Genomic DNA, 19,826 nt, shown 5'->3' with positions numbered 1-19,826 from the left:
GTCCGTGAGACGTGAGAGGGTCTGGGGCGTGAGTGAGACACCACCGAACACCCTGCAATACCGCTTTGACGGGCCAGAAGACGCTCCGGTCCTGATCTTGGGTCCCTCACTGGGTACCACATGGCACATGTGGGACCGCCAGGTGCCGGAACTGGTCAAACAGTGGCGGATCTTCCGCTTCGACCTGCCCGGGCACGGCGGCGCCCCCGCCCACCCCGCTGGTTCGGTCGGCGAGCTGACCGCGCGGCTGCTGGCCACGCTGGACGCGCTCGGCGTGCAGCGCTTCGGGTACGCCGGCTGTGCGCTGGGCGGCGCCGTGGGGATCGAGCTGGCGCTGCGCCACCCCGAGCGGCTCGCCTCCCTCGCGCTGGTGGCGGCCTCGCCCCGGTTCGGCACCGCCGACGAGTTCCGGCAGCGCGGGGTGGTCGTCCGTACCAACGGGCTCGACCCGATCGCGCGCACGGCACCCGAGCGCTGGTTCACCGGCGGGTTCGCCGCCGCCCAGCCCGCGATCACCGACTGGGCCGTGCAGATGGTCCGCACCACCGACCCCGGCTGCTACATCGCCGCCTGCGAGGCCCTGGCCTCCTTCGACGTACGGCCCGAACTGGGCCGGGTCGGTGTGCCGACGCTGGTGCTGGTCGGCTCCGAGGACCGGATCACCGGCCCGGCCGAGGCCCGCACCCTGGTCGCCGGGATCCCCGACGCCCGGCTCGCGGTCGTCCCCGGCGCCTCCCACCTGGTGCCGGTGGAGCAGCCGGCCGCCGTCACCGATCTGCTGGTGCACCACTTCTCCACCGCCTGGCAGCAGCCGTACGAGACCGGCCAGACCGCCCTGCCCGCGGCGGCCGTCGTCCCGGCCCCGGCCGTGCCGCAGCCGGCCGCGCCGGTCGCCGAGATCGCCCCGGCCGCCGTACCCGCCCAGGGCGCCGAGCGGCCGGACCGGTACGAGACCGGGCTGAAGCTGCGCCGGGAGGTGCTCGGCGACGCGCACGTGGACCGGGCGCTGGAGCAGGCCGACGAGTTCTCCGGGGACTTCCAGGAGTTCGTCACCCGCTACGCCTGGGGCGAGATCTGGGACCGGCCGGGGCTGGACCGCCGTACCCGCAGCTGCGTCGCCCTGACCGCGCTGGTCGCCGGCGGCCATCTGGAGGAGCTGGCGGACCACACCCGGGCGGCGCTGCGCAACGGCCTCACGCCGGACGAGATCCGGGAGGTGCTGCTCCAGGCGGCCGTGTACTGCGGCCTGCCGGCGGCGAACCGCGCCTTCACGGTGGCCCAGCAGGTGGTGCGGGAGGAGACCACCCCGGCGGAGTGATCGTCGTCCTGGCAGTGCGAGCACCACCCTGGGAGACCCCCACAGGGGCGCTCGCACGGCAGGATGGACGTCATGAAGCTCACGAAGAAGTCGCACGCCTGCGTCCGCCTGGAGAAGGACGGGCGGACCCTCGTCATCGACCCCGGGATGTTCAGCGAGGAGGACGCCGCGCTCGGCGCGGACGCGATCCTGGTCACGCACGAGCACCAGGACCACTTCGACGAGGGCCGGCTGCGGGCCGCCCTGGAGGCGAACCCCGAGGCGGAAATCTGGACGCTGAAGTCGGTCGCCGAGCAGATCTCCGCGGCCTTCCCGGGCCGGGTGCACACCGTCGGCCACGGCGACACCTTCACCGCCGCCGGCTTCGAGGTGCAGGCGCACGGCGAACTGCACGCGGTGATCCACCCGGACATCCCGCGCATCACCAACGTCGGCTATCTGATCGACGGCGGCCGCGTCTTCCACCCCGGCGACGCCCTCACCGTCCCCGACCACCCGGTGGAGACGCTGATGCTCCCCGTGATGGCGCCCTGGAACAAGATCTCCGAGGTCATCGACTACGTCCGGGAGGTGAAGCCGCAGCGCGCCTACGACATCCACGACGCCCTGCTCACCGACCTCGCCCGCCCGATCTACGACCGCCAGATCGGCGCGCTGGGCGGCGCGGACCACCAGCGGCTCACCCCGGGAGCCTCCGCGGAGGTGTGAGGGCCGCGTTGTCGGACCCTCCGGGTAGGTTGGTGGACATGCGCATCGCCACCTGGAACGTGAACTCGATCACCGCCCGCCTCCCGCGGCTGCTCGCCTGGCTGGAGAGCAGCGGCACCGACGTGCTCTGCCTCCAGGAGGCCAAGCTCGCCGAGGAGCAGTTCCCGTTCGACGAGCTGCGCGCGCTGGGCTACGAGGCCGCGGTGCACGCCACCGGCCGGTGGAACGGCGTGGCGGTGCTCTCCCGGGTGGGCCTCGCCGACGTGGTCAAGGGCCTGCCCGGCGACCCGGGGTACGACGGGGTGACCGAGCCGCGCGCCATCTCGGCGACCTGCGGCCCGGTCCGCGTCTGGTCGGTGTACGTGCCCAACGGCCGCGAGGTCGACCACCCGCACTACGCCTACAAGCTCCAGTGGTTCGAGGCCCTGAAGGCGGCCGTGTACGGCGACGCGCAGGGCAGCCGCCCGTTCGCCGTCCTCGGCGACTACAACGTGGCGCCGACGGACGACGACGTCTTCGACCGGGCGGCCTTCGAGGGCGCCACCCATGTCACCCCGGCCGAGCGCGCCGCCCTCGCCGCCCTGCGCGAGACCGGGCTGAACGACATCGTGCCCCGCCCGCTGAAGTACGACCAGCCGTTCACGTACTGGGACTACCGCCAGCTCTGCTTCCCCAAGAACCGCGGCATGCGCATCGACCTGGTGTACGGCAACGAGCCCTTCGCCAAGGCCGTCGAGGACGCCTATGTCGACCGCGAGGAGCGCAAGGGCAAGGGCGCCTCCGACCACGCGCCGGTGGTGGTCGACCTGGACGTCTGATGCCACGCTGGAACCCATGAACCTTCCGTTCCTGGGCCCCCGGCACAAGAAGCACGGCGACGCGGCACCTCCGGCGGACCCCGAGGCCGTCGCCGCGCTGCTGTCGGAGTGCGAGCTGCTGCGCTCGCAGGCGGCCCGGGCCGGCGTCCGCCTGGACGACACCCCGGCCTCCCTGGAGGCGCTGGACCAGCTGGTCCCGCGCTGGCGCGACGACGCCGAGACCCTCCCCGGGCTGGGCCATGACGCCGGGCTCTACCTCGGCACGGTCGTGGTGCGCACCGTGCCCGGCGCCGCCTGGGTGATCCGCCCCCACGGCGAGCCCGTCGTACGGCTCGCCTCCGGCCGCGAGGTGGAGGTCGTGACCGCCGGCCAGGAGTGGGCGGCGAGCGGTGTCCCGGAGCTGTCCCAGCGCTACGCGGAGATCGCCGAGAGCTGAACTCCTCCCGCCTCGCCGGGGGGTGCTGGCGTCGCCATATTGCCCGCCGTCATCAGCCCGCACCTCGCCCGGGTTTCTCGTCTCCTACGAGGAGTTCCTCCACGCCGGGAAACGCATCGCGGCCAACCTCGACTACGATTTGCCGTTCATCCCTGTGGTGATGGTGATCTCGCCGATCTCCATCGGGATGTGCATGCTGCTCTCGTGGTTCGCCGGCCGGGTGTCCCGCCGTGAGCAGCGCAGCCCCAGGACCCAGGCCGTGGCTCTCGCCGCGGCCGGTCCCGGGGCGCTGCTGCCGGGTGGGGAGCCCCCCATGGCCCCGAAGCCCTAGGTGGGGTGGCAGTTCACACGGGCGAGGCTCGTCCGGCGGCAGCCGGAGATCACTGCTCGCGCACGGGGACGGACACGTACGACGGGTCGTCCGAGGGCGAGGAGAAGGTCAGCTGCGCGCCGGACGGGTTGTGCTCGATGTACAACGGGTCGACGGTGTCGACCACCAGCGCGAGGCGGTGTCCGGCGGGGACGTCGTAGGCCGTGGAGAACAGGTCCAGGTCGACGTCGAACGGTGTGCCGGGCGTCCGCTCGTGCCAGGTGTACGGCGCGTGCGTGACCAGCTTGCCGAAGCCGAGCGGGCCGACGTCGTACAGATAGGCGACGAGGGTGCCGCTCTCCGCGGTCGGGGTGAGCGTGGTGTGCAGGGTGGCGGTGCCGCGCACCTGTTGGGCGGTGCCGTACCGCTCGGACTGCCAGACGGCCGCCCAGCGGCGCGGCAGCAGCGGGATCGAGGCCATGGGCGGCAGCTGCGCGATCTGGTCCAGGATGCTGGAGAGGAAGACGATTCCGCCGTCCGCGCCCGAGTCGACGTTCGCGTGGATCGTGGTGGTGCCCGCCAGCGCGAGCTTGCGGCGGGTCGCGCCGACCGACTTCCAGTCCGGGTAGCCCTCGTATCCCCCCGCGCTACGGGACTTCAGCTGGACCGGCTGCTCGTGGTCGATGCCGTTGTCGGCGCCCTTGAGGTAGTGGTCGAACCAGCGCTCGGTGTCCGTCCACACGTCGTTGGGCAGTCCGAACAGCCCGGTCAGCTCGGCCGTCGCATGGTCGCCGGGGCGCAGTTCGAGCCGCTTGGGCCCGGTCAGCTTCTGGTAGAAGCCGGCGTACTGGTTGGCCGGGAAGATGGTGTCGCCCCAGGCGTTGGCGAGCATGACCGCGGCGCCGTTGCGGTTGAGTTGGTCGACATAGGTCAGCGCGGAACGCTGTCTGCCCCAGTCGGTCATCTTCTGCTCCTCGGCGAGGTTCGAGGAGTACAGGTTGTCGAAGATCTCGCGCACCTCCGGGCTCTCCCGGCCGGTGAGCGTGGCCAGGCCGTCCAGCACGTGCAGCGCCTCGACGTGCTGGGTCCGGCCCGAGTAGATCGAGTCGACCAGGTCCGCCCAGCCGCTGAGCGCGGCCACGGCCTTGATGCGCTTGTCGTGCGCGGCGGCCAGCAGGCTGATCCCGGCGCCGTACGACACCCCCGCCATGCCGATGTGCCGCGGGTCGGCCGGGGTGTGCGCCAGGGCCCAGTCGATGACCCTGGACGCGTCCGCCACGTCCGGCGGACCGGCCACTTCTATGTCGCCGCCGGACTGCCAGAAGCCGCGCACGTTGTAGGTGAGGACCACATAGCCGGAGTCGGCGAGCTTCTGAGCCTGCGCCAGGTACTCCACCTGCGGCAGGCTCCAGCTCGTGGGCAGCACGATGAGCGGGTAGTCGTGGCTGCCGTCGGCGCCCGCCGGGGTGACGACGTTCGCCTTCAGGACCGTGCCGCCGTCGCCGGTGATGTCGACGAAGCGGACGGAGCCGACGGCCTGGGCCGCCGGGGCCAGGCCGACGAGGGCTCCGGCCAGCAGCGCGGTGGAGACGGCTCCGGCGGTGGTACGCAGCGCGGTGCGACCTCGTCCCATGGGTCACTCCTTCACTCGTGATCGGCTGATCCCTTGATCAGTGCAAAGTGACCCGACGGTAACCTCGATCGCTTACCGTAAGTAACCCGTCAGTAAGTTACGTACGGGTAAAGATTGTTGAACGGTTCATTCCGCCGCGGCTGGGGCCGGGTCCGGCAGCGGGGTGCGCGCCGCCCGGGTCACATCGGCGACCAGTTCGACCACGTCGGGGCCGTACGCATGGGAGTTGAGCACCTTCAGCAGGAGGACGAAGGAGCCGGTGCCGTACTTCCGGTGCAGCCGTTCGTGGTTGCGGGCGAGGTAGCGGGTGGCGGCCTGGTTGGTGATGGCCCGCTGGCCGCAGAAGAGGAAGACCGGCCGCGAGCCTCCCTGCCCCTCGGTGGTCAGCCTGGCGAGCAGTACATACTCGGCGACGCCCCGTTCCATGCGGTACTGCTCGCCCCCGATGCGGAACGCGCCGCGCTCCTCGCCCGGTTCGGCGTCGACGTTCACCCGCACGCCCGGGAGCAGGGACGAGAGGTGGGCGGCCATACGGTGATTGGACGAGGGACCACCAAGGCAGAACTCGGTGCGGTCGCCGAATCCCTGCTGGGCGGCGTCGTGTGCGACCACCCGGGCATGCGCATGGCAGTCCTTTATCAGGGCGGCCAGCTCCAGCAGGGCGAACACGTCGGTCCGGGTCACCGTCAGCTCCGGCCCGCCCGCGTCCCGGTTGACCACGAGCAGCGACTCCGAGTTGTCCGGCAGCCCGAAGAACGCCTGCTTGCGCCGGAGTCTGCGCCGCCACAGACCGGTGCGGGCGAGCCAGCCCAGGGCGGCGGATATGCCGGTCGCCACCAGGCCCAGGACGATGTTGCGCACGTCGTCGTTCATGGTCGGGCATGGTAGGCGCTCCGCCACAACCGCACCGGCCGGTGGCGCAGTTCCCCGCGCCCCGCCGGGACGCTAGGCTGCGCGGACGGTTCCGACGGGAGGTACGGATGCGTCGTCCTGGGAGACGGAAGCTGGCTGTGCTGGCGGTCTCGGCCGCCATGGTGTCGGTGGGGGCGGCGGCGCCACCCGCCGCGACGACGGGCGGAGGGGCCACCAAGGTTCCGGTGGCCGTCGGTTACGGCGGCGCGGTCGCCAGCGTCGACGCGGACGCCTCCGCCGCCGGCATCGAGGTGCTCCGGCACGGCGGCAACGCCGTCGACGCGGCCGTGGCCACCGCCGCCGCGCTCGGCGTCACCGAGCCGTACTCGTCCGGCATCGGAGGCGGCGGCTACTTCGTCTACTACGACGCCAACACCCGCACGGTGCACACCATCGACGGCCGGGAGACCGCGCCGCTCACCGCCGACGCCGACCTCTTCAAGGAGAACGGCAAGCCGCTCGCCTTCGCCGACGCCGTCAGCTCCGGGCTGAGCGTCGGCACCCCGGGCACCCCCGCCACCTGGCAGACGGCGCTGGACGCGTGGGGCAGCCGGAAGCTCGGTACGGTCCTGAAGCCCGCCGAGCGGATCGCCCGCGACGGCTTCACCGTGGACGACACCTTCCGCGCGCAGACCGCGGCCAACGAGACCCGGTTCCGCTACTTCCCCGACACCGCCAGGCTGTTCCTGCCGAACGGGCAGCTGCCCGCCGTCGGCTCCACCTTCAAGAACCCCGACCTGGCCCGGACCTATGAGGAACTGGCCGACAAGGGCGTGGACGCGATCTACCACGGCGACCTCGGCCGGGACATCGTCAACACGGCCGACCACCCCCCGGTGGACCCCGGCTCCGGCTGGAACGCCCGCCCCGGCAAGCTGTCCGCGCAGGACCTCGCCGCCTACCGCGCCAAGCTCCAGAGGCCCACGAAGGTGTCGTACCGGGGCCTGAAGGTGTACTCCATCGCCCCGTCCTCCTCGGGCGGCACCACGGTCGGCGAGGCGCTCAACATCCTGGAGAGGACGGACCTCTCCCGGGCGAGCGAGGTGCAGTACCTCCACCACTTCATCGAGGCGAGCCGGATCGCGTTCGCCGACCGCGGCCGCTGGGTCGGCGACCCCGCCTTCGAGGACGTACCGACGAAGCACCTGCTGTCCCAGCGGTACGCCGACTCCCGCGCCTGCCTGATCAAGGACGACGCGGTGCTCACCAGCCCCCTCGCCCCCGGTGACCCGCGTCACCCGGCGGCCTGCGGCCAGGGCGGCACGGCGGCCCCCACGACCTACGAGGGGGAGAACACCACCCACCTCACCGTCGCCGACAAGTGGGGCAACGTCGTCTCCTACACTCTCACCATCGAGCAGACCGGCGGCAGCGGCATCACCGTGCCCGGCCGGGGCTTCCTGCTCAACAACGAGCTGACCGACTTCTCCTTCGCCCCGGCCAACCCGGCCGTGCACGACCCGAACCTGCCCGGGCCGGGCAAGCGGCCGCGCTCCTCGATCTCCCCGACCATCGTGCTGGACCGGCACAACCAGCCCGTCGTGGCGCTCGGTTCGCCCGGCGGGGCGACCATCATCACCACCGTGCTCCAGACGCTCACCGAGTTCCTCGACCGGCATCTGCCGCTCGTCGACGCGATCGCCGCGCCCCGCGCCAGCCAGCGCAACGCGGCGAAGACGGAACTCGAACCCGCCCTCTACGACTCCGTTCTGCGCACCCGGCTGGAGGCCATCGGGCACTCCTTCTCGCTCAACCCCGAGATCGGCGCGGCGACCGGCGTGCAGCGGCTGCCGGGCGGCAAGTGGCTCGCCGCCGCCGAGAAGGTACGGCGTGGCGGCGGTTCGGCGATGGTGGTGGACCCGGCGCCCTGACGCTCACCGTTCGCGTGCCGGCGCCCGACGCTCACAACTCGGGGGCCGGCGGCCGGGCTTCCTCGGGCGGGGTCTGACGCGGGGCTTCGGTGCGGAAGTCCAGCCGGCCGTCCCTGACGTCGACCGTGACCCGGCTGTCCTTGCTGATGGTGCCGTCCAGCAGCAGCCGGGACAGCCGGTTGTCCACCTCCCGCTGGATGGTGCGGCGCAGCGGCCGGGCGCCGTACTCCGGCTGGTAGCCGCGCTCGGCGAGCCAGTCGACGGCCGCGTCCGTGAACCGGACCGTGACGCCCTGCCCCTCCAGCAGCCGCCGGGTGCCGTTCAGCAGCAGATCCGTGATCTGCCGCAGCTGCTCGCCCGTCAGCTGCCGGAAGACGACGATCTCGTCGATGCGGTTGAGGAACTCCGGCCGGAAGTGCTCCCGCAGCGGGCGCAGGATCTGCTCCCGCCGCGCCTCCTCGTCGGCGTCCGCGCCGCCCGGCCCGAACCCGATCCCGGCGCCCCGCCGGGTGATCACCTCGGAGCCCAGGTTGCTGGTCATCACGATGACCGTGTTGGTGAAGTCCACCGTGCGGCCCTGGGAGTCGGTCAGCCGGCCGTCGTCCAGGACCTGGAGCAGGATGTTGAAGACGTCCGGGTGCGCCTTCTCCACCTCGTCCAGGAGCAGCAGCGAGTACGGGTGCCGGCGCACCACCTCGGTGAGCTGCCCGGCCTCCTCGTGTCCGACGTACCCGGGCGGGGCGCCGACCAGCCGGGAGACGGTGTGCCGCTCCTGGTACTCGCTCATGTCCAGGCGGACCATCCGGTCCTCGCTGCCGAACAGCGCCTCGGCGAGGGCGCGGGCCAGCTCGGTCTTGCCGACACCGGTGGGGCCGAGGAACAGGAAGCTGCCGATGGGCCGCCGGGGGCTCGCGAGCCCGGCGCGGGAGCGCAGTACGGCATCGGCGACCACGGCGACGGCCTCCTCCTGGCCGACCACCCGCTGGTGCAGATGCTCCTCCAGGCCCAGCAGCCGCTCCTTCTCCTCCTCGGTGAGCCGGCTGACCGGGATGCCGGTCTGCCGGGACACCACCTCGGCGACGGCCTCCGCCGTCACCTCCAGGTCCTGCCCCTCGTCGGCCCGGTCGCCGCCGCTGGCCTCCTCGATCCGCTGCCTCAGCTCGCCGATCCGGTCGCGCAGCTGCTTGGCCTGCTCGTAGTCCTCGTCCGCGACCGCCTGGTCCTTGTCCCGGGCCAGCTGCTCCACCTCGCGCTCCATCGCGCGTACGTCCGTGCCCTTGGTGCGCGCGCCGAGCCGCACCCGCGCGCCCGCCTGGTCGATCAGGTCGATCGCCTTGTCCGGCAGCCGCCGGTCGGTGAGATACCGGTCGGACAGCTCCACGGCGGCGGTCAGCGCCTCGTCGGTGTAGCGGACCTGGTGGTGGGCCTCGTACCGGTCGCGCAGGCCGCGCAGGATCTCGAGGGTGTCCTCGGTCGTCGGCTCCGGCACCAGGATCGGCTGGAACCGGCGTGCCAGCGCCGCGTCCTTCTCGATCCGGCGGAACTCCTCCAGCGTGGTCGCGCCCACGATGTGCAGCTCGCCCCGGGCCAGCGCGGGCTTGAGGATGTTGCCGGCGTCCATCGCACCGCCCTCGCCGCCGGAGCCCGCGCCCACGACGGTGTGCAGCTCGTCGATGAACACGATCAGCCGGCCGGAGTGGGCGCGGATCTCCTCCACGATGTTGTTCAGCCGCTCCTCGAAGTCCCCGCGGTAGCGGGTGCCGGCGACCACGCCGGTCAGGTCCAGGGCGACGACGCGGCGGGCGGCCAGCACATCCGGCACGTCCCCGTCGGCGATGCGCTGCGCGAGCCCCTCCACGACGGCCGTCTTGCCGACCCCGGCGTCCCCGATGAGGACGGGGTTGTTCTTGCCGCGCCGGGACAGCACCTCGATGGTCTGCTCGATCTCGTTGTCCCGGCCGATCACCGGATCGATCCGGCCCTCCCGGGCCAGGTCGGTCAGATCGCGGCCGTACTTGTCCAGGGTGGGCGTGCCGGTGGCCCGCTGCCGCTCGGTGCGCGGCTGGGTGCTCTCCGGGGCCTCCGGCGGGAGCGCGCCCGCCGAGAAGCGGGCCGCGTTCAGGATGTGCCCGGCGGCCGAGTCCGGGTTGGCGGCGAGCGCGCTCAGCACATGCTCGGGGCCGATGTACCCGGCGCCGCTCGCCCGCGCCATGTCGTGCGCGTCCAGCAGGGCCCGCTTGACGGCGGGGGTCAGCGACAGCGAGGTCGGCGGCGGCACCTCGCCCGGCGGATGCAGCACCGGCCCGGCGCGGTCGTCGATCTCCGTCGCCAGCGAGTCGGGGTCGGCGCCCGCGCGGGTCAGCAGTGAGCGGGTGGGCTCGCTCTGCGCGGCCGCCCGCAGCAGATGCTGGGTGTCCAGGTCCCGGCTGCCGTGTTCGGCGGCGTACAGGGCGGCCCCGCGGACCAGTTCCCGGGCCGGCTGGCTGAGCAGGCGGCCGATGTCGATGTGGCGCGGCGTACCCCGGGCTCCGCCGGTTCCGCCGAAGAAGCGGGCCAGGAATTCACCGAAGGGGTCAGGAGGGTAGCCGTTGGTCATGGCGTTCCGTTCCTTCGCAGGGGCTGGCTCCGCCGGGTAACCCGGGGCTGGGGTGCTCATGCCCACGATGACATGATCCGTGGGGGGTGGCATGTGGGAGTCGTCCCCCTCAGGGAGTCGTCCCCCTCAGGGAGGCGTTCCCCTCAGGGAGGCGTTCCCCTCAGGGAGTCGTCCCCCTCAGGGAGCCGTCCGCGCCGTGAGGACCCTGGGGCCCGACTCGGTGACGGCCACCGTGTGCTCCGCGTGGGCCGCCCGGGAGCCGTCGGCCGTGCGCAGGGTCCAGCCGTCGTCCGCCTCGTAGTAGGCGTCCTTGCCGCCGGCGATCAGCATGGGCTCGATGGCGAGGACCATTCCGGGGCGCAGGGGCAGGCCCCGGCCGGGGCGGCCCTCGTTCGGGACGTCGGGTTCCTCGTGCATCCGGCGGCCGATGCCGTGGCCGCCGAAGCCCTGCGGGATGCCGTAGCCGGCGCTGCGGCAGACCCGGCCGACCGCGTGCGCGATGTCGCCGATGCGGTTGCCCACGACGGCCGCCTCGATGCCGGCCGCGAGCGCCTGTTCGGCCGCCTCGACCAGGCGCAGGTCCGCCGGGCGCGGGCGGCCCACGACGAGGCTGAGCGCCGAGTCGCCCACCCACCCGTCCAGCTCGGCGCCGCAGTCGACGGAGAGCAGATCGCCGTCGCGGAGCCGGTACCGGGTGGGGACGCCGTGCACGATCGCGTCGTTCACCGAGGCGCAGATCACCGCGGGGAAGGGGGTCGGCGCGAAGGAGGGCCGGTAGCCGAGGAAGGGGGAGGACGCCCCGGCCTCGCGCAGCACCTCCCGTGCGACCTCGTCCAGCTCCAGCAGGGACACGCCCACGGCCGCGGCCTTCCGTACGGCCGTCAGGGCGCGGGCGACGACCTGGCCCGCGGCGTGCATCGCGTCGATCGATGTGTCTGTCTTCAGCTCCACCATGCCAATTAATATACCGGTATTTGAATGGGGGTGACGCCTGGTGGCCGCGGCGGCCGGTATTAGAATCGGGCTCATGGTGCGCACCCCTCTCACTCCCGAAGAGCGCGAACGCGGTGAGCGGCTCGGGCTGCTGCTGCGCGAGGCGCGCGGCGGGCGGAGCATGGCCGAGATCGCCGCCGCGGCCGGTGTCTCCGCCGAGACGCTGCGCAAGATCGAGACGGGCCGGGCGCCGACGCCGGCGTTCTTCACCGTCGCCGCGCTGGCCCGGGTGCTCGGGCTGTCCATGGACGAACTGATCGCCCGCTGCGCCCTGGTGGGCGTCTGACGCGCAGCCGCCGGCACCTTGTGATGAGAGGTCCGCTCGCTGCCGGAAAACTCTGCGTAGCAACGCCGTAACACAACTGGTGTTGCCTACCGAGCGGAGTGCTGGCGGTCGGGCGGGAGCTGGGCGATGGCTGTGGATCAACTCCCCGCTGAGGTGCGGGAGTTCGTGAGCTACCTGGACGCCCTCGTGGCGCGCCTCGACCGCGCCGCGGGCTGGAACGCGGTCTTCTGGCAGCGCGACCCCGAGGGCATGCAGGCCTGCCTCGACGGCCGTGAGATGCCGCCGTGGGACGTGGTGGAGGCGCTGCTCCAGGACCTGGGCCTGAGGTACGGCGCCGCCGTCGCCGCGGCCGAGGGGGAGCGGGCCCGCGCGCTGCACGCCGCCGCGCTCGACGCGTACGACGCCCGGCCCGGCGCCCGGGACGCCCTCGCCGACCGCCTCGACGTCATGCTCCGCGAACAGCGGTACGCCGCCGAACGCCAGGCCGTCCTGAGTCGCCGGCTGTCCACGGCGAACACCGCGGAAGAGGCCGAGTCCCTCCGCCAGGACCTCGCCTGGGCCCATGACGACCACACCCGCGCCACCGCCCGCTGCGCGGAACTGCGCGCCCGCATCGCCCAGGTGGACCGCCGCGAGCTGGCCGTCGTGACGGCGGATTCTCAGGTGCCCCCGTCCGCCGCGTCCCAGGTTTCCCGCCTTCGGCAGCCCGCGTCCGCCCAGCCGCTCGGCCCCGACGCGCACGGCTTCCCGCCCTCCGCGTCGCTCGCGGCCCCCGGTGTCTTTGCCGGCCGGACGGCAGGCGCTCCCACGCCGGAGGCCGCGCCGGGCGGGAAGGGGCGGAAGCGCCGGCGGGGCAGTGCCCGGTTCGCCGGGGTGGGGGAGGGGGAGGACCAGCCGGTGGTCGTGCCGCGGGCCGGAGGGCCGGCGGACGGCGGGCGTACGCCGCGAGGGGCCCGGTTCGCCGGTGCCGCCGAGCCGGCCGAGCCGGCCGAACCGGTGTCCGTGGCGCCGGTGGACGCCGGGGCGCACGAGGCCGTCGCCGAAACCGTGCTGCTGCTCGCGCGGCTCCGGGACGAGGGACGCAGCGGGGAGGCCCACGTCTTACTGGTGGAGGCCGCGCAGTGGCCCGCCGGCCGGTTCCCGCTGCTCGCGGACGCCCTGCGGCACGCCGGTCTCGGCGCCGACTGGGCCACCCTGCTGTGGGAGGCCGCCGCGCTGCCCGCCGAGCGGCTGGTCGCCGTCGCCGACGCGCTCGCCGGTGCCGGGTGGGAGGCCGACGGGGAGCGGATGCTGCGGCAGGGCGTGGCCCGCCCGGCGGCGGAGATAGGGGCGGCCGTCCTGCATCTGGAGGAGGCCGGGCGGCGGCGCGACGTGCTGGCCCTGCTGGACGCCTATGTCCGGGTCCGCTCCCCGGAGGAGGCCGCCCGCAGCGTCGCCGCGGACCCGCGCCGGCTCGTGCCGCTGCTGCTCCAGGCCGCGCGGGCCGTCTCCGAGGAGCGGCACTGGGACCTCGTGCACGCCCTGCGCGTCGCCGGACACACCCCGTGACCGGCGCACGGTGGTGTCGTCCTGGTCTGCCCCGGTTGCGCCCCCGCCACGGGGTCGTACGGTCACCCGCAGGAGTGTGAAACGAGATCGACCCAGCGGGTTGGCGACGATGGTCTTGGCAAGGACCGTCCGGAGGCTTACGTTCGTCCCTCTACGGGCCGTTTCTACGTGCGTAGAGGCTCTGACGTCCCGTCGAAGGAGCAGCTCATGGCCAACGTCGTACGAGCCGCACTGGTCCAGGCCACCTGGACCGGCGACACCGAGTCCATGGTGGCGAAACACGAGGAGCACGCCCGCGAGGCGGCCCGCCGGGGCGCGAAGATCATCGGGTTCCAGGAAGTCTTCAACTCCCCCTACTTCTGCCAGGTGCAGCAGCCCGAGCACTACCGCTGGGCCGAGCCGGTGCCCGACGGGCCGACCGTCCGCCGGATGCGGGACCTCGCGCGCGAGACCGGCATGGTGATCGTCGTACCGGTCTTCGAGGTCGAGCAGTCCGGGTTCTACTACAACACCGCCGCGGTGATCGACGCCGACGGCCGCTACCTCGGCAAGTACCGCAAGCACCACATCCCGCAGGTCAAGGGCTTCTGGGAGAAGTACTACTTCCGGCCCGGCAACCTCGGCTGGCCGGTCTTCGACACGGCCGTCGGCAAGGTCGGCGTCTACATCTGCTACGACCGGCACTTCCCGGAGGGCTGGCGGCAACTGGGACTCAACGGCGCCCAGTTGGTCTACAACCCCTCCGCCACCCACCGTGGCCTGTCCGCGCACCTGTGGCAGCTGGAGCAGCCCGCCGCGGCCGTCGCCAACGAGTACTTCGTCGCCGCCATCAACCGGGTGGGCCAGGAGGAGTACGGCGACAACGACTTCTACGGCACCAGCTACTTCGTCGACCCGCGCGGACAGTTCGTCGGCGACGTCGCCGACGACAAGAGCGAGGAACTCCTCGTCCGCGACCTCGACTTCGGCCTCATCGAGGACGTGCGGCAGCAGTGGGCCTTCTACCGCGACCGCCGCCCCGACGCCTACGAAGGGCTGGTACAGCCGTGAACGACCTCTACTCCCGTCACCGCCGGGTACTGCCCGACTGGCTCGCCCTCTACTACGACGACCCGATCGAGATCACCCATGGCGAGGGCCGTCACGTGTGGGACTCCGCCGGGAACCGGTACCTCGACTTCTTCGGCGGCATCCTGACCACCATGACCGCCCACGCGCTGCCCGAGGTCACCAAGGCGGTCGGCGAGCAGGCCGGCCGGATCCTGCACTCCTCGACCCTCTACCTCAACCGGCCGATGGTCGAACTCGCCGAGCGCATCGCCCAGGTGAGCGGCATCCCCGACGCCCGCGTCTTCTTCACCACCTCCGGCACCGAGGCCAACGACACCGCCCTGCTGCTGGCCACCGCCTACCGGCGCAGCAACACCATCCTCGCGATGCGCAACAGCTACCACGGCCGCTCCTTCAGCACCGTCGGCATCACCGGCAACCGCGGCTGGTCCCCGACCTCGCTGTCCCCGCTCCAGACGCTGTACGTCCACGGCGGCGTCCGCAGCCGGGGGCCGTACGCCGAGCTGGACGACCCGGCGTTCATCGACGCCTGCGTGGCCGACCTGAAGGACCTGCTGGGCCACACCCGGCCGCCCGCCGCGCTGATCGCCGAGCCCGTCCAGGGCGTCGGCGGCTTCACCTCCCCGCCCGACGGGCTGTACGCGGCCTTCCGCGAGGTGCTGAGCGAGCACGGGATCCTGTGGATCGCCGACGAGGTGCAGACCGGCTGGGGCCGCACCGGCGAGCACTTCTGGGGCTGGCAGGCGCACGCCCGCAGCGGCCCGCCCGACATCGTCACCTTCGCCAAGGGCATCGGCAACGGCATGTCCGTCGGCGGTGTCATCGCCCGCGCCGAGATCATGAACTGCCTCGACGCCAACAGCATCTCGACCTTCGGCGGCACCCAGATCACCATGGCCGCCGCCCTCGCCAACCTCACCTATCTGCTGGAGCACGACCTCCAGGGCAACGCCCGGCGCGTCGGCGGACTGCTCATCGAGCGGCTGCGGGCCATCGCCGCCCCGCTGCCCGGCGTGCGCGAGGTGCGCGGGCGCGGGCTGATGATCGGCGTCGAGCTGGTACGGCCCGGCACGGACGAGCCCGACCCGCGGGCGGCGGCCGCGGTGCTGGAGGCCTGCCGGGACGGCGGGCTGCTCATCGGCAAGGGCGGCGGCCACAACACCAGCGCGCTGCGCATCGCCCCGCCGCTGTCGCTGACCGTCGCCGAGGCCGAGGAGGGGGCGGCGATTCTGGAGCAGGCGCTGCGCAGGACGTACTAGACGAAAGAGCAGGTGCACAGCCATGACCACCCTCTCGGAGCCCCTGAGCGACCACCAGCCGTCCCCCGGACCCGCCCTGTCCGTGCGCCAGGTGCTGACGCTGGAACGGGTGCTCGCCGGGGAGCCCGAGGTGGTGGCCGGCGCCGCGGGGCTCGACCGGGCGGTGCGCTGGGTGCATGTCGCCGAGGCCGCCGACGTCGGGGTGATGCTCAGCGGCGGCGAGATGGTCCTCACCACCGGGGTGCTCCTCGCCGGTGACGAGGCCCGGCAGGCCGAGTACATCCAGTCCCTGCACCGCGCGGAGGCCGCCGCCGTGGTGCTCGGCCTCGGGCGGGCCTTCCCGGCGCCGCCGGAGGTGATGCGCCGGGCCGCCGAGCGCTGCGGGCTGCCCCTGGTCGTCCTCCACCGGCCGTTCCCCTTCGCGGAGCTGACCGAGGAGGTGCAGTCCCGGCTGGTACGGCGGAAGTTCGCCGCCGTCAGCCTCTCGGAGACGGTACGGACCGCGCTCACCGGACTGATCACGGCCGGCGCCCCGCTCCAGCGGCTGCTGGACGAGGTCGCCCGGCACAGCGGCTGTCCGGTCGTCGTCACCAACCTCGCCCACCGCGTCCTCGCCACGGCGGGGGAGCGGTCCGCGGTGGACGACGTGCTGCGCGACTGGGAGCGGATCGCCCGGCAGGCCGGGGCCGGCGCCGGCCCCGGCTGGATCAGCGCCGGGCTGGGCGGCCGCGGGGAGCGCTGGGGCCGGCTGCTGTTGTGCGGCTACCGGGGCGAGACGGCGACCGGACGGCTGCTCGCCGACCGGGCCGCCGAGGCGCTGGTCCTGCACCGCATGCTGGGCGGCGGCTCCGCGCACAGCTGGGAGGAGCAGTCCGCGCAGAGCCTGCTGACCGACCTCGTCTCCGGGGTGGTACCCGCCCGGCAACTGCTGCCCAGGGCCCGGGCGGCCGGGCTGCCGGTCAACCGGCGCACCTTCGTCCCGCTCGTCGTGCCCGGCGCCGATCCGGCCGAACTCGACCGGCTGCTGCGGGTGCTGGGGCTGCCCGGACTCGTCGCCGAGCTGGCCGGCGGTGCCGTCGCCGTGCTGCTCAGCCTCGCCCGCGACCAGCACGCCGAGACGCTCACCGCACACCTGGCGGCCCGCTGGCGCGGCGGCCCCGGGGCCGGGTCCGCCGTGATCGCCGCCGCCGCTGCCCGCACCTGCTGGGACGACGTGCCCGAAGGGCTGCGCGAGGCCCGGCATGTCGCCGACGCCGTCGCCGACTTTGCCGCCGCCCTCGACCTGCCCGCCGTGGTCCGGCTCAAGGACGTCCATCTGCGCGGGCTGATCCGGCTGCTGCGCGACGACCCGCAGGTGCAGTCCTTCGCCGAACGGGAGCTGGACGGGCTGCTCGGCGACGCCGAACCGGAACTCCTCGGCGTGCTGCGGACCTACCTCGCCACCGGCCGCAACAAGTCCCGCACCGCCCAGCTCCACCATGTCTCCCGGCCCGCGCTCTACCGCCGCCTGGAAGCGATACAGGCCCGCCTCGGCGTCGACCTGGACGACTTCGAACAGGCGGCCTCCGTGCACATCGCGCTGCTCGCGCATGATGCGCAACACCGGTGAAAGCATGCTGCGCAACACCGGTGAAACCTGCAACGACCTGGGAAAACGGCGGTGAAACATGGGCCTTGAAACACGTGACACGGTGACACGCGGCAGGCCCGCACCCGTGACACGCTGCCCGTCGAACGCCCCGCCCGGACTTCCTACGCTCACGGCACACCGAGCTACCGGAGGTCCCGATGAGCCGAGTGATCCGTGCCGCGCTGTTCCAGACCGCCTGGACCGGCGACAAGGAATCCATGATCCAGGTGCACGAGCAGGCGGCCCGCGACGCCGCCGCCCAGGGCGCCCAGGTCCTCTGCTTCCAGGAGCTGTTCTACGGCCCCTACTTCTGCCAGGTGCAGGACAAGGCCTTCTACGAGTACGCCGAGCGGATCCCCGACGGCCCGACCGTCCGGCGGTTCCAGAGCCTCGCCCGCGAACTGGGCATCGTCCTGGTGCTGCCGATGTACGAGGAGGAACAGCCCGGCGTCCTCTACAACACCGCCGCCGTGATCGACGCGGACGGCTCCTACCTCGGCAAGTACCGCAAGACCCACATCCCCCAGGTGCAGGGGTTCTGGGAGAAGTTCTACTTCCGTCCCGGCAACAGCGGCTGGCCCGTCTTCGACACGGCCGTGGGCAGGATCGGCGTCTACATCTGCTACGACCGCCACTTCCCGGAGGGCTGGCGGGCACTGGGTCTCGCCGGTGCCGAGATCGTCTTCAACCCCTCGGCCACCTCGCGGGGTCTGTCCCGCTACCTCTGGCAGCTGGAACAGCCGGCGGCGGCCGTCGCCAACGAGTACTTCGTCGGCGCGATCAACCGGGTCGGCGTGGAGGACCTGGGCGACAACGACTTCTACGGCACCACCTACTTCGTCGACCCGGAGGCCCGGTTCGTCGGCGAGGTGGCGAGCGACAAGGAGACCGAACTGGTCGTCCGCGACCTGGACCTGGCCACCCTCCGCGAGGTCCGGGACCGCTGGCAGTTCTACCGGGACCGGGCGCCGGGGGCGTACACGCCGCTGACCGCGCCCTGAGCGCAGCCGAGTCGACCGAGGGAGCAGCATGAGCAGCCGTACCGTCATCCGCGGTGGTCTCGTCATCACCGCCTCGGACGAGATCCACGCCGACGTCCTGGTCGAGGACGGCCGCGTCGCCGCCCTCGCGGCGTCCGGCACCCCCGCCGCCGCGGCCTTCACCGCCGACCGCGTCATCGACGCCACCGGGAAGTACGTCATCCCGGGCGGTGTCGACGCCCACACCCATATGGAGCTGCCGTTCGGCGGCACCTACGCCTCCGACACCTTCGAGACCGGCACCCGCGCCGCCGCCTGGGGCGGTACGACGACCATCGTGGACTTCGCGGTGCAGACCGTCGGCCGCACCCTGCGCGAGGGCCTGGACACCTGGCACGCCAAGGCCGAGGGCAACTGTGCGATCGACTACGCCTTCCACATGATCGTCTCCGATGTGAACGAGGAGACGCTCAAGGAGATGGATCTGCTGGTCGAGGAGGGCGTCACCTCGTTCAAGCAGTTCATGGCGTATCCCGGTGTCTTCTACAGCGACGACGGCCAGATCCTGCGCGCCATGCAGCGCTCCGCCGACAACGGCGGACTGATCATGATGCACGCCGAGAACGGCATCGCCATCGACGTCCTGGTCGAGCAGGCCCTCGCCCGGGGCGAGACCGACCCGCGCTACCACGGCGAGGTCCGCAAGGCCCTGCTGGAGGCCGAGGCCACCCACCGCGCCATCCGGCTCGCCCAGGTCGCGGGCGCCCCGCTCTACGTGGTGCACGTCTCGGCGATGGAGGCGGTCGCCGAGCTGGCCCGCGCCCGCGACGACGGACTGAACGTCTTCGGCGAGACCTGCCCGCAGTACCTCTTCCTGTCCACCGACAACCTCGCCGAACCCGGTTTCGAGGGCGCCAAGTACGTCTGCTCGACCCCGCTGCGGCCCAAGGAGCACCAGGCCAGACTGTGGCAGGGGCTGCGCACCAACGACCTCCAGGTGGTCTCCACCGACCACTGCCCCTTCTGCTTCACCGGCCAGAAGGACCTGGGCCGCGGCGACTTCTCCAAGATCCCCAACGGGCTGCCGGGCGTGGAGAACCGCATGGACCTGCTCCACCAGGCCGTGGTCGACGGGCACATCTCCCGCCGCCGCTGGATCGAGATCGCCTGCGCCACCCCGGCCCGGATGTTCGGTCTGTACCCGAAGAAGGGCACCATCGCCCCGGGCGCCGACGCCGACATCGTGATCTACGACCCGCACACCGAGCAGGTCATGTCCGCGCAGACCCACCACATGAACGTGGACTACTCGGCGTACGAGGGCAGGCGCACCACCGGCCGGGTGGAGACCGTGCTCTCGCGCGGCGAACTCGTCATCGACCAGCGGGAGTACACCGGGCACGCCGGGCACGGTGCCTTCACCCCGCGCTCCACCTGTCAGTACCTCAACTAGGAGA

Annotated in this window: 16 protein-coding genes and 1 pseudogene; 13 read left to right on the top strand and 4 right to left on the bottom strand. The window is 72.5% G+C overall.

The window, feature by feature from the left end:
- The first annotated feature begins 28 nt into the window (after positions 1-28).
- From pcaDC to ACZ5CZ_RS06590, 5 genes and pseudogenes are all read left to right on the top strand, one after another.
- Positions 29-1,318, top strand: a complete 1,290-nt coding sequence (gene pcaDC / locus ACZ5CZ_RS06610; protein ID WP_468939807.1) for a bifunctional 3-oxoadipate enol-lactonase/4-carboxymuconolactone decarboxylase PcaDC — start codon at positions 29-31, stop codon at positions 1,316-1,318.
- A gap of 72 nt (positions 1,319-1,390) precedes the next feature.
- Complete coding sequence (locus ACZ5CZ_RS06605) at positions 1,391-2,026, top strand: MBL fold metallo-hydrolase (protein ID WP_468939805.1); 636 nt, start codon at positions 1,391-1,393, stop codon at positions 2,024-2,026.
- A gap of 38 nt (positions 2,027-2,064) precedes the next feature.
- Positions 2,065-2,844, top strand: coding sequence for an exodeoxyribonuclease III (locus ACZ5CZ_RS06600; RefSeq protein ID WP_385842998.1), 780 nt, complete (start codon positions 2,065-2,067; stop codon positions 2,842-2,844).
- 16 nt (positions 2,845-2,860) lie between these two features.
- Positions 2,861-3,280: a DUF6278 family protein gene (locus ACZ5CZ_RS06595; protein ID WP_385842997.1), complete on the top strand. Its 420-nt coding sequence runs from the start codon at positions 2,861-2,863 to the stop codon at positions 3,278-3,280.
- A 61-nt stretch (positions 3,281-3,341) separates the two neighbouring features.
- A pseudogene (locus ACZ5CZ_RS06590) lies at positions 3,342-3,611 on the top strand (amino acid ABC transporter permease); the annotation flags it as partial.
- A 49-nt stretch (positions 3,612-3,660) separates the two neighbouring features.
- On the opposite strand, the gene ACZ5CZ_RS06585 reads toward ACZ5CZ_RS06590, so the two are convergent.
- Together ACZ5CZ_RS06585 and ACZ5CZ_RS06580 are read right to left on the bottom strand one after the other, a co-directional pair.
- A complete protein-coding gene (locus ACZ5CZ_RS06585) occupies positions 3,661-5,223 on the bottom strand; it encodes an alpha/beta fold hydrolase (protein WP_468939800.1) in 1,563 nt (520 codons plus the stop codon).
- A gap of 126 nt (positions 5,224-5,349) precedes the next feature.
- Positions 5,350-6,096, bottom strand: coding sequence for a hypothetical protein (locus ACZ5CZ_RS06580; protein ID WP_468939797.1), 747 nt, complete (start codon positions 6,094-6,096; stop codon positions 5,350-5,352).
- Positions 6,097-6,203: 107 nt separating this feature from the next.
- Here ACZ5CZ_RS06580 and ggt point away from each other — a divergent pair, with 107 nt between their 5' ends.
- Complete coding sequence (gene ggt / locus ACZ5CZ_RS06575) at positions 6,204-8,006, top strand: gamma-glutamyltransferase (RefSeq protein WP_468939791.1); 1,803 nt, start codon at positions 6,204-6,206, stop codon at positions 8,004-8,006.
- 31 nt (positions 8,007-8,037) lie between these two features.
- Here the strand turns inward: ggt and ACZ5CZ_RS06570 are convergent, their stop codons facing one another.
- Positions 8,038-10,602: an ATP-dependent Clp protease ATP-binding subunit gene (locus ACZ5CZ_RS06570; RefSeq protein ID WP_468939789.1), complete on the bottom strand. Its 2,565-nt coding sequence runs from the start codon at positions 10,600-10,602 to the stop codon at positions 8,038-8,040.
- 177 nt (positions 10,603-10,779) lie between these two features.
- The gene (gene map / locus ACZ5CZ_RS06565; RefSeq protein WP_385842992.1) at positions 10,780-11,556 is read right to left on the bottom strand and encodes a type I methionyl aminopeptidase; all 777 of its coding nucleotides are present in this window, start codon (positions 11,554-11,556) and stop codon (positions 10,780-10,782) included.
- 73 nt (positions 11,557-11,629) lie between these two features.
- Between map and ACZ5CZ_RS06560 the strand changes: the two genes are divergently transcribed.
- The 7 genes from ACZ5CZ_RS06560 (at position 11,630) to hydA (ending at position 19,822) form a co-directional block, all read left to right on the top strand.
- A complete protein-coding gene (locus tag ACZ5CZ_RS06560) occupies positions 11,630-11,881 on the top strand; it encodes a helix-turn-helix domain-containing protein (RefSeq protein WP_385842991.1) in 252 nt (83 codons plus the stop codon).
- 126 nt (positions 11,882-12,007) lie between these two features.
- The gene (locus ACZ5CZ_RS06555) at positions 12,008-13,429 is read left to right on the top strand and encodes a hypothetical protein (RefSeq protein ID WP_468939785.1); all 1,422 of its coding nucleotides are present in this window, start codon (positions 12,008-12,010) and stop codon (positions 13,427-13,429) included.
- Positions 13,430-13,636: 207 nt separating this feature from the next.
- Positions 13,637-14,479, top strand: a complete 843-nt coding sequence (locus ACZ5CZ_RS06550) for a nitrilase-related carbon-nitrogen hydrolase (RefSeq protein ID WP_385842988.1) — start codon at positions 13,637-13,639, stop codon at positions 14,477-14,479.
- Entirely contained in the window at positions 14,476-15,759 is a 1,284-nt protein-coding gene (locus ACZ5CZ_RS06545; RefSeq protein ID WP_468939781.1) for an aspartate aminotransferase family protein, read from the top strand. The genes ACZ5CZ_RS06550 and ACZ5CZ_RS06545 overlap by 4 nt, the downstream gene beginning before the upstream one ends.
- A gap of 22 nt (positions 15,760-15,781) precedes the next feature.
- The gene (locus ACZ5CZ_RS06540) at positions 15,782-17,368 is read left to right on the top strand and encodes a PucR family transcriptional regulator (protein ID WP_385842986.1); all 1,587 of its coding nucleotides are present in this window, start codon (positions 15,782-15,784) and stop codon (positions 17,366-17,368) included.
- Positions 17,369-17,547: 179 nt separating this feature from the next.
- Positions 17,548-18,390 (top strand): nitrilase-related carbon-nitrogen hydrolase, encoded by an 843-nt coding sequence (locus ACZ5CZ_RS06535; protein ID WP_450785965.1) that lies wholly within the window; start codon positions 17,548-17,550, stop codon positions 18,388-18,390.
- 28 nt (positions 18,391-18,418) lie between these two features.
- Entirely contained in the window at positions 18,419-19,822 is a 1,404-nt protein-coding gene (gene hydA, locus ACZ5CZ_RS06530; RefSeq protein WP_385842984.1) for a dihydropyrimidinase, read from the top strand.
- The last annotated feature ends 4 nt before the right edge of the window (positions 19,823-19,826 follow it).

The sequence above is a fragment of the Streptomyces sp. NPDC031418 genome, assembly GCF_055581605.1.
This window is presented reverse-complemented; position numbering and strand designations above follow the sequence as displayed.

Coding starts and splice junctions, on each gene's coding strand:
- ACZ5CZ_RS06550 (WP_385842988.1), top strand. CDS start 13,637: ATGGCCAACGTCGTACGAGCCGCACTGGTCCAGGCCACCTGGACCGGC.
- ACZ5CZ_RS06595 (WP_385842997.1), top strand. CDS start 2,861: ATGAACCTTCCGTTCCTGGGCCCCCGGCACAAGAAGCACGGCGACGCG.
- ACZ5CZ_RS06540 (WP_385842986.1), top strand. CDS start 15,782: ATGACCACCCTCTCGGAGCCCCTGAGCGACCACCAGCCGTCCCCCGGA.
- hydA (WP_385842984.1), top strand. CDS start 18,419: ATGAGCAGCCGTACCGTCATCCGCGGTGGTCTCGTCATCACCGCCTCG.
- ACZ5CZ_RS06560 (WP_385842991.1), top strand. CDS start 11,630: ATGGTGCGCACCCCTCTCACTCCCGAAGAGCGCGAACGCGGTGAGCGG.
- ACZ5CZ_RS06535 (WP_450785965.1), top strand. CDS start 17,548: ATGAGCCGAGTGATCCGTGCCGCGCTGTTCCAGACCGCCTGGACCGGC.
- ACZ5CZ_RS06605 (WP_468939805.1), top strand. CDS start 1,391: ATGAAGCTCACGAAGAAGTCGCACGCCTGCGTCCGCCTGGAGAAGGAC.
- ACZ5CZ_RS06585 (WP_468939800.1), bottom strand. CDS start 5,223: ATGGGACGAGGTCGCACCGCGCTGCGTACCACCGCCGGAGCCGTCTCC.
- map (WP_385842992.1), bottom strand. CDS start 11,556: ATGGTGGAGCTGAAGACAGACACATCGATCGACGCGATGCACGCCGCG.
- ggt (WP_468939791.1), top strand. CDS start 6,204: ATGCGTCGTCCTGGGAGACGGAAGCTGGCTGTGCTGGCGGTCTCGGCC.
- ACZ5CZ_RS06580 (WP_468939797.1), bottom strand. CDS start 6,096: ATGAACGACGACGTGCGCAACATCGTCCTGGGCCTGGTGGCGACCGGC.
- ACZ5CZ_RS06570 (WP_468939789.1), bottom strand. CDS start 10,602: ATGACCAACGGCTACCCTCCTGACCCCTTCGGTGAATTCCTGGCCCGC.
- ACZ5CZ_RS06555 (WP_468939785.1), top strand. CDS start 12,008: ATGGCTGTGGATCAACTCCCCGCTGAGGTGCGGGAGTTCGTGAGCTAC.
- ACZ5CZ_RS06600 (WP_385842998.1), top strand. CDS start 2,065: ATGCGCATCGCCACCTGGAACGTGAACTCGATCACCGCCCGCCTCCCG.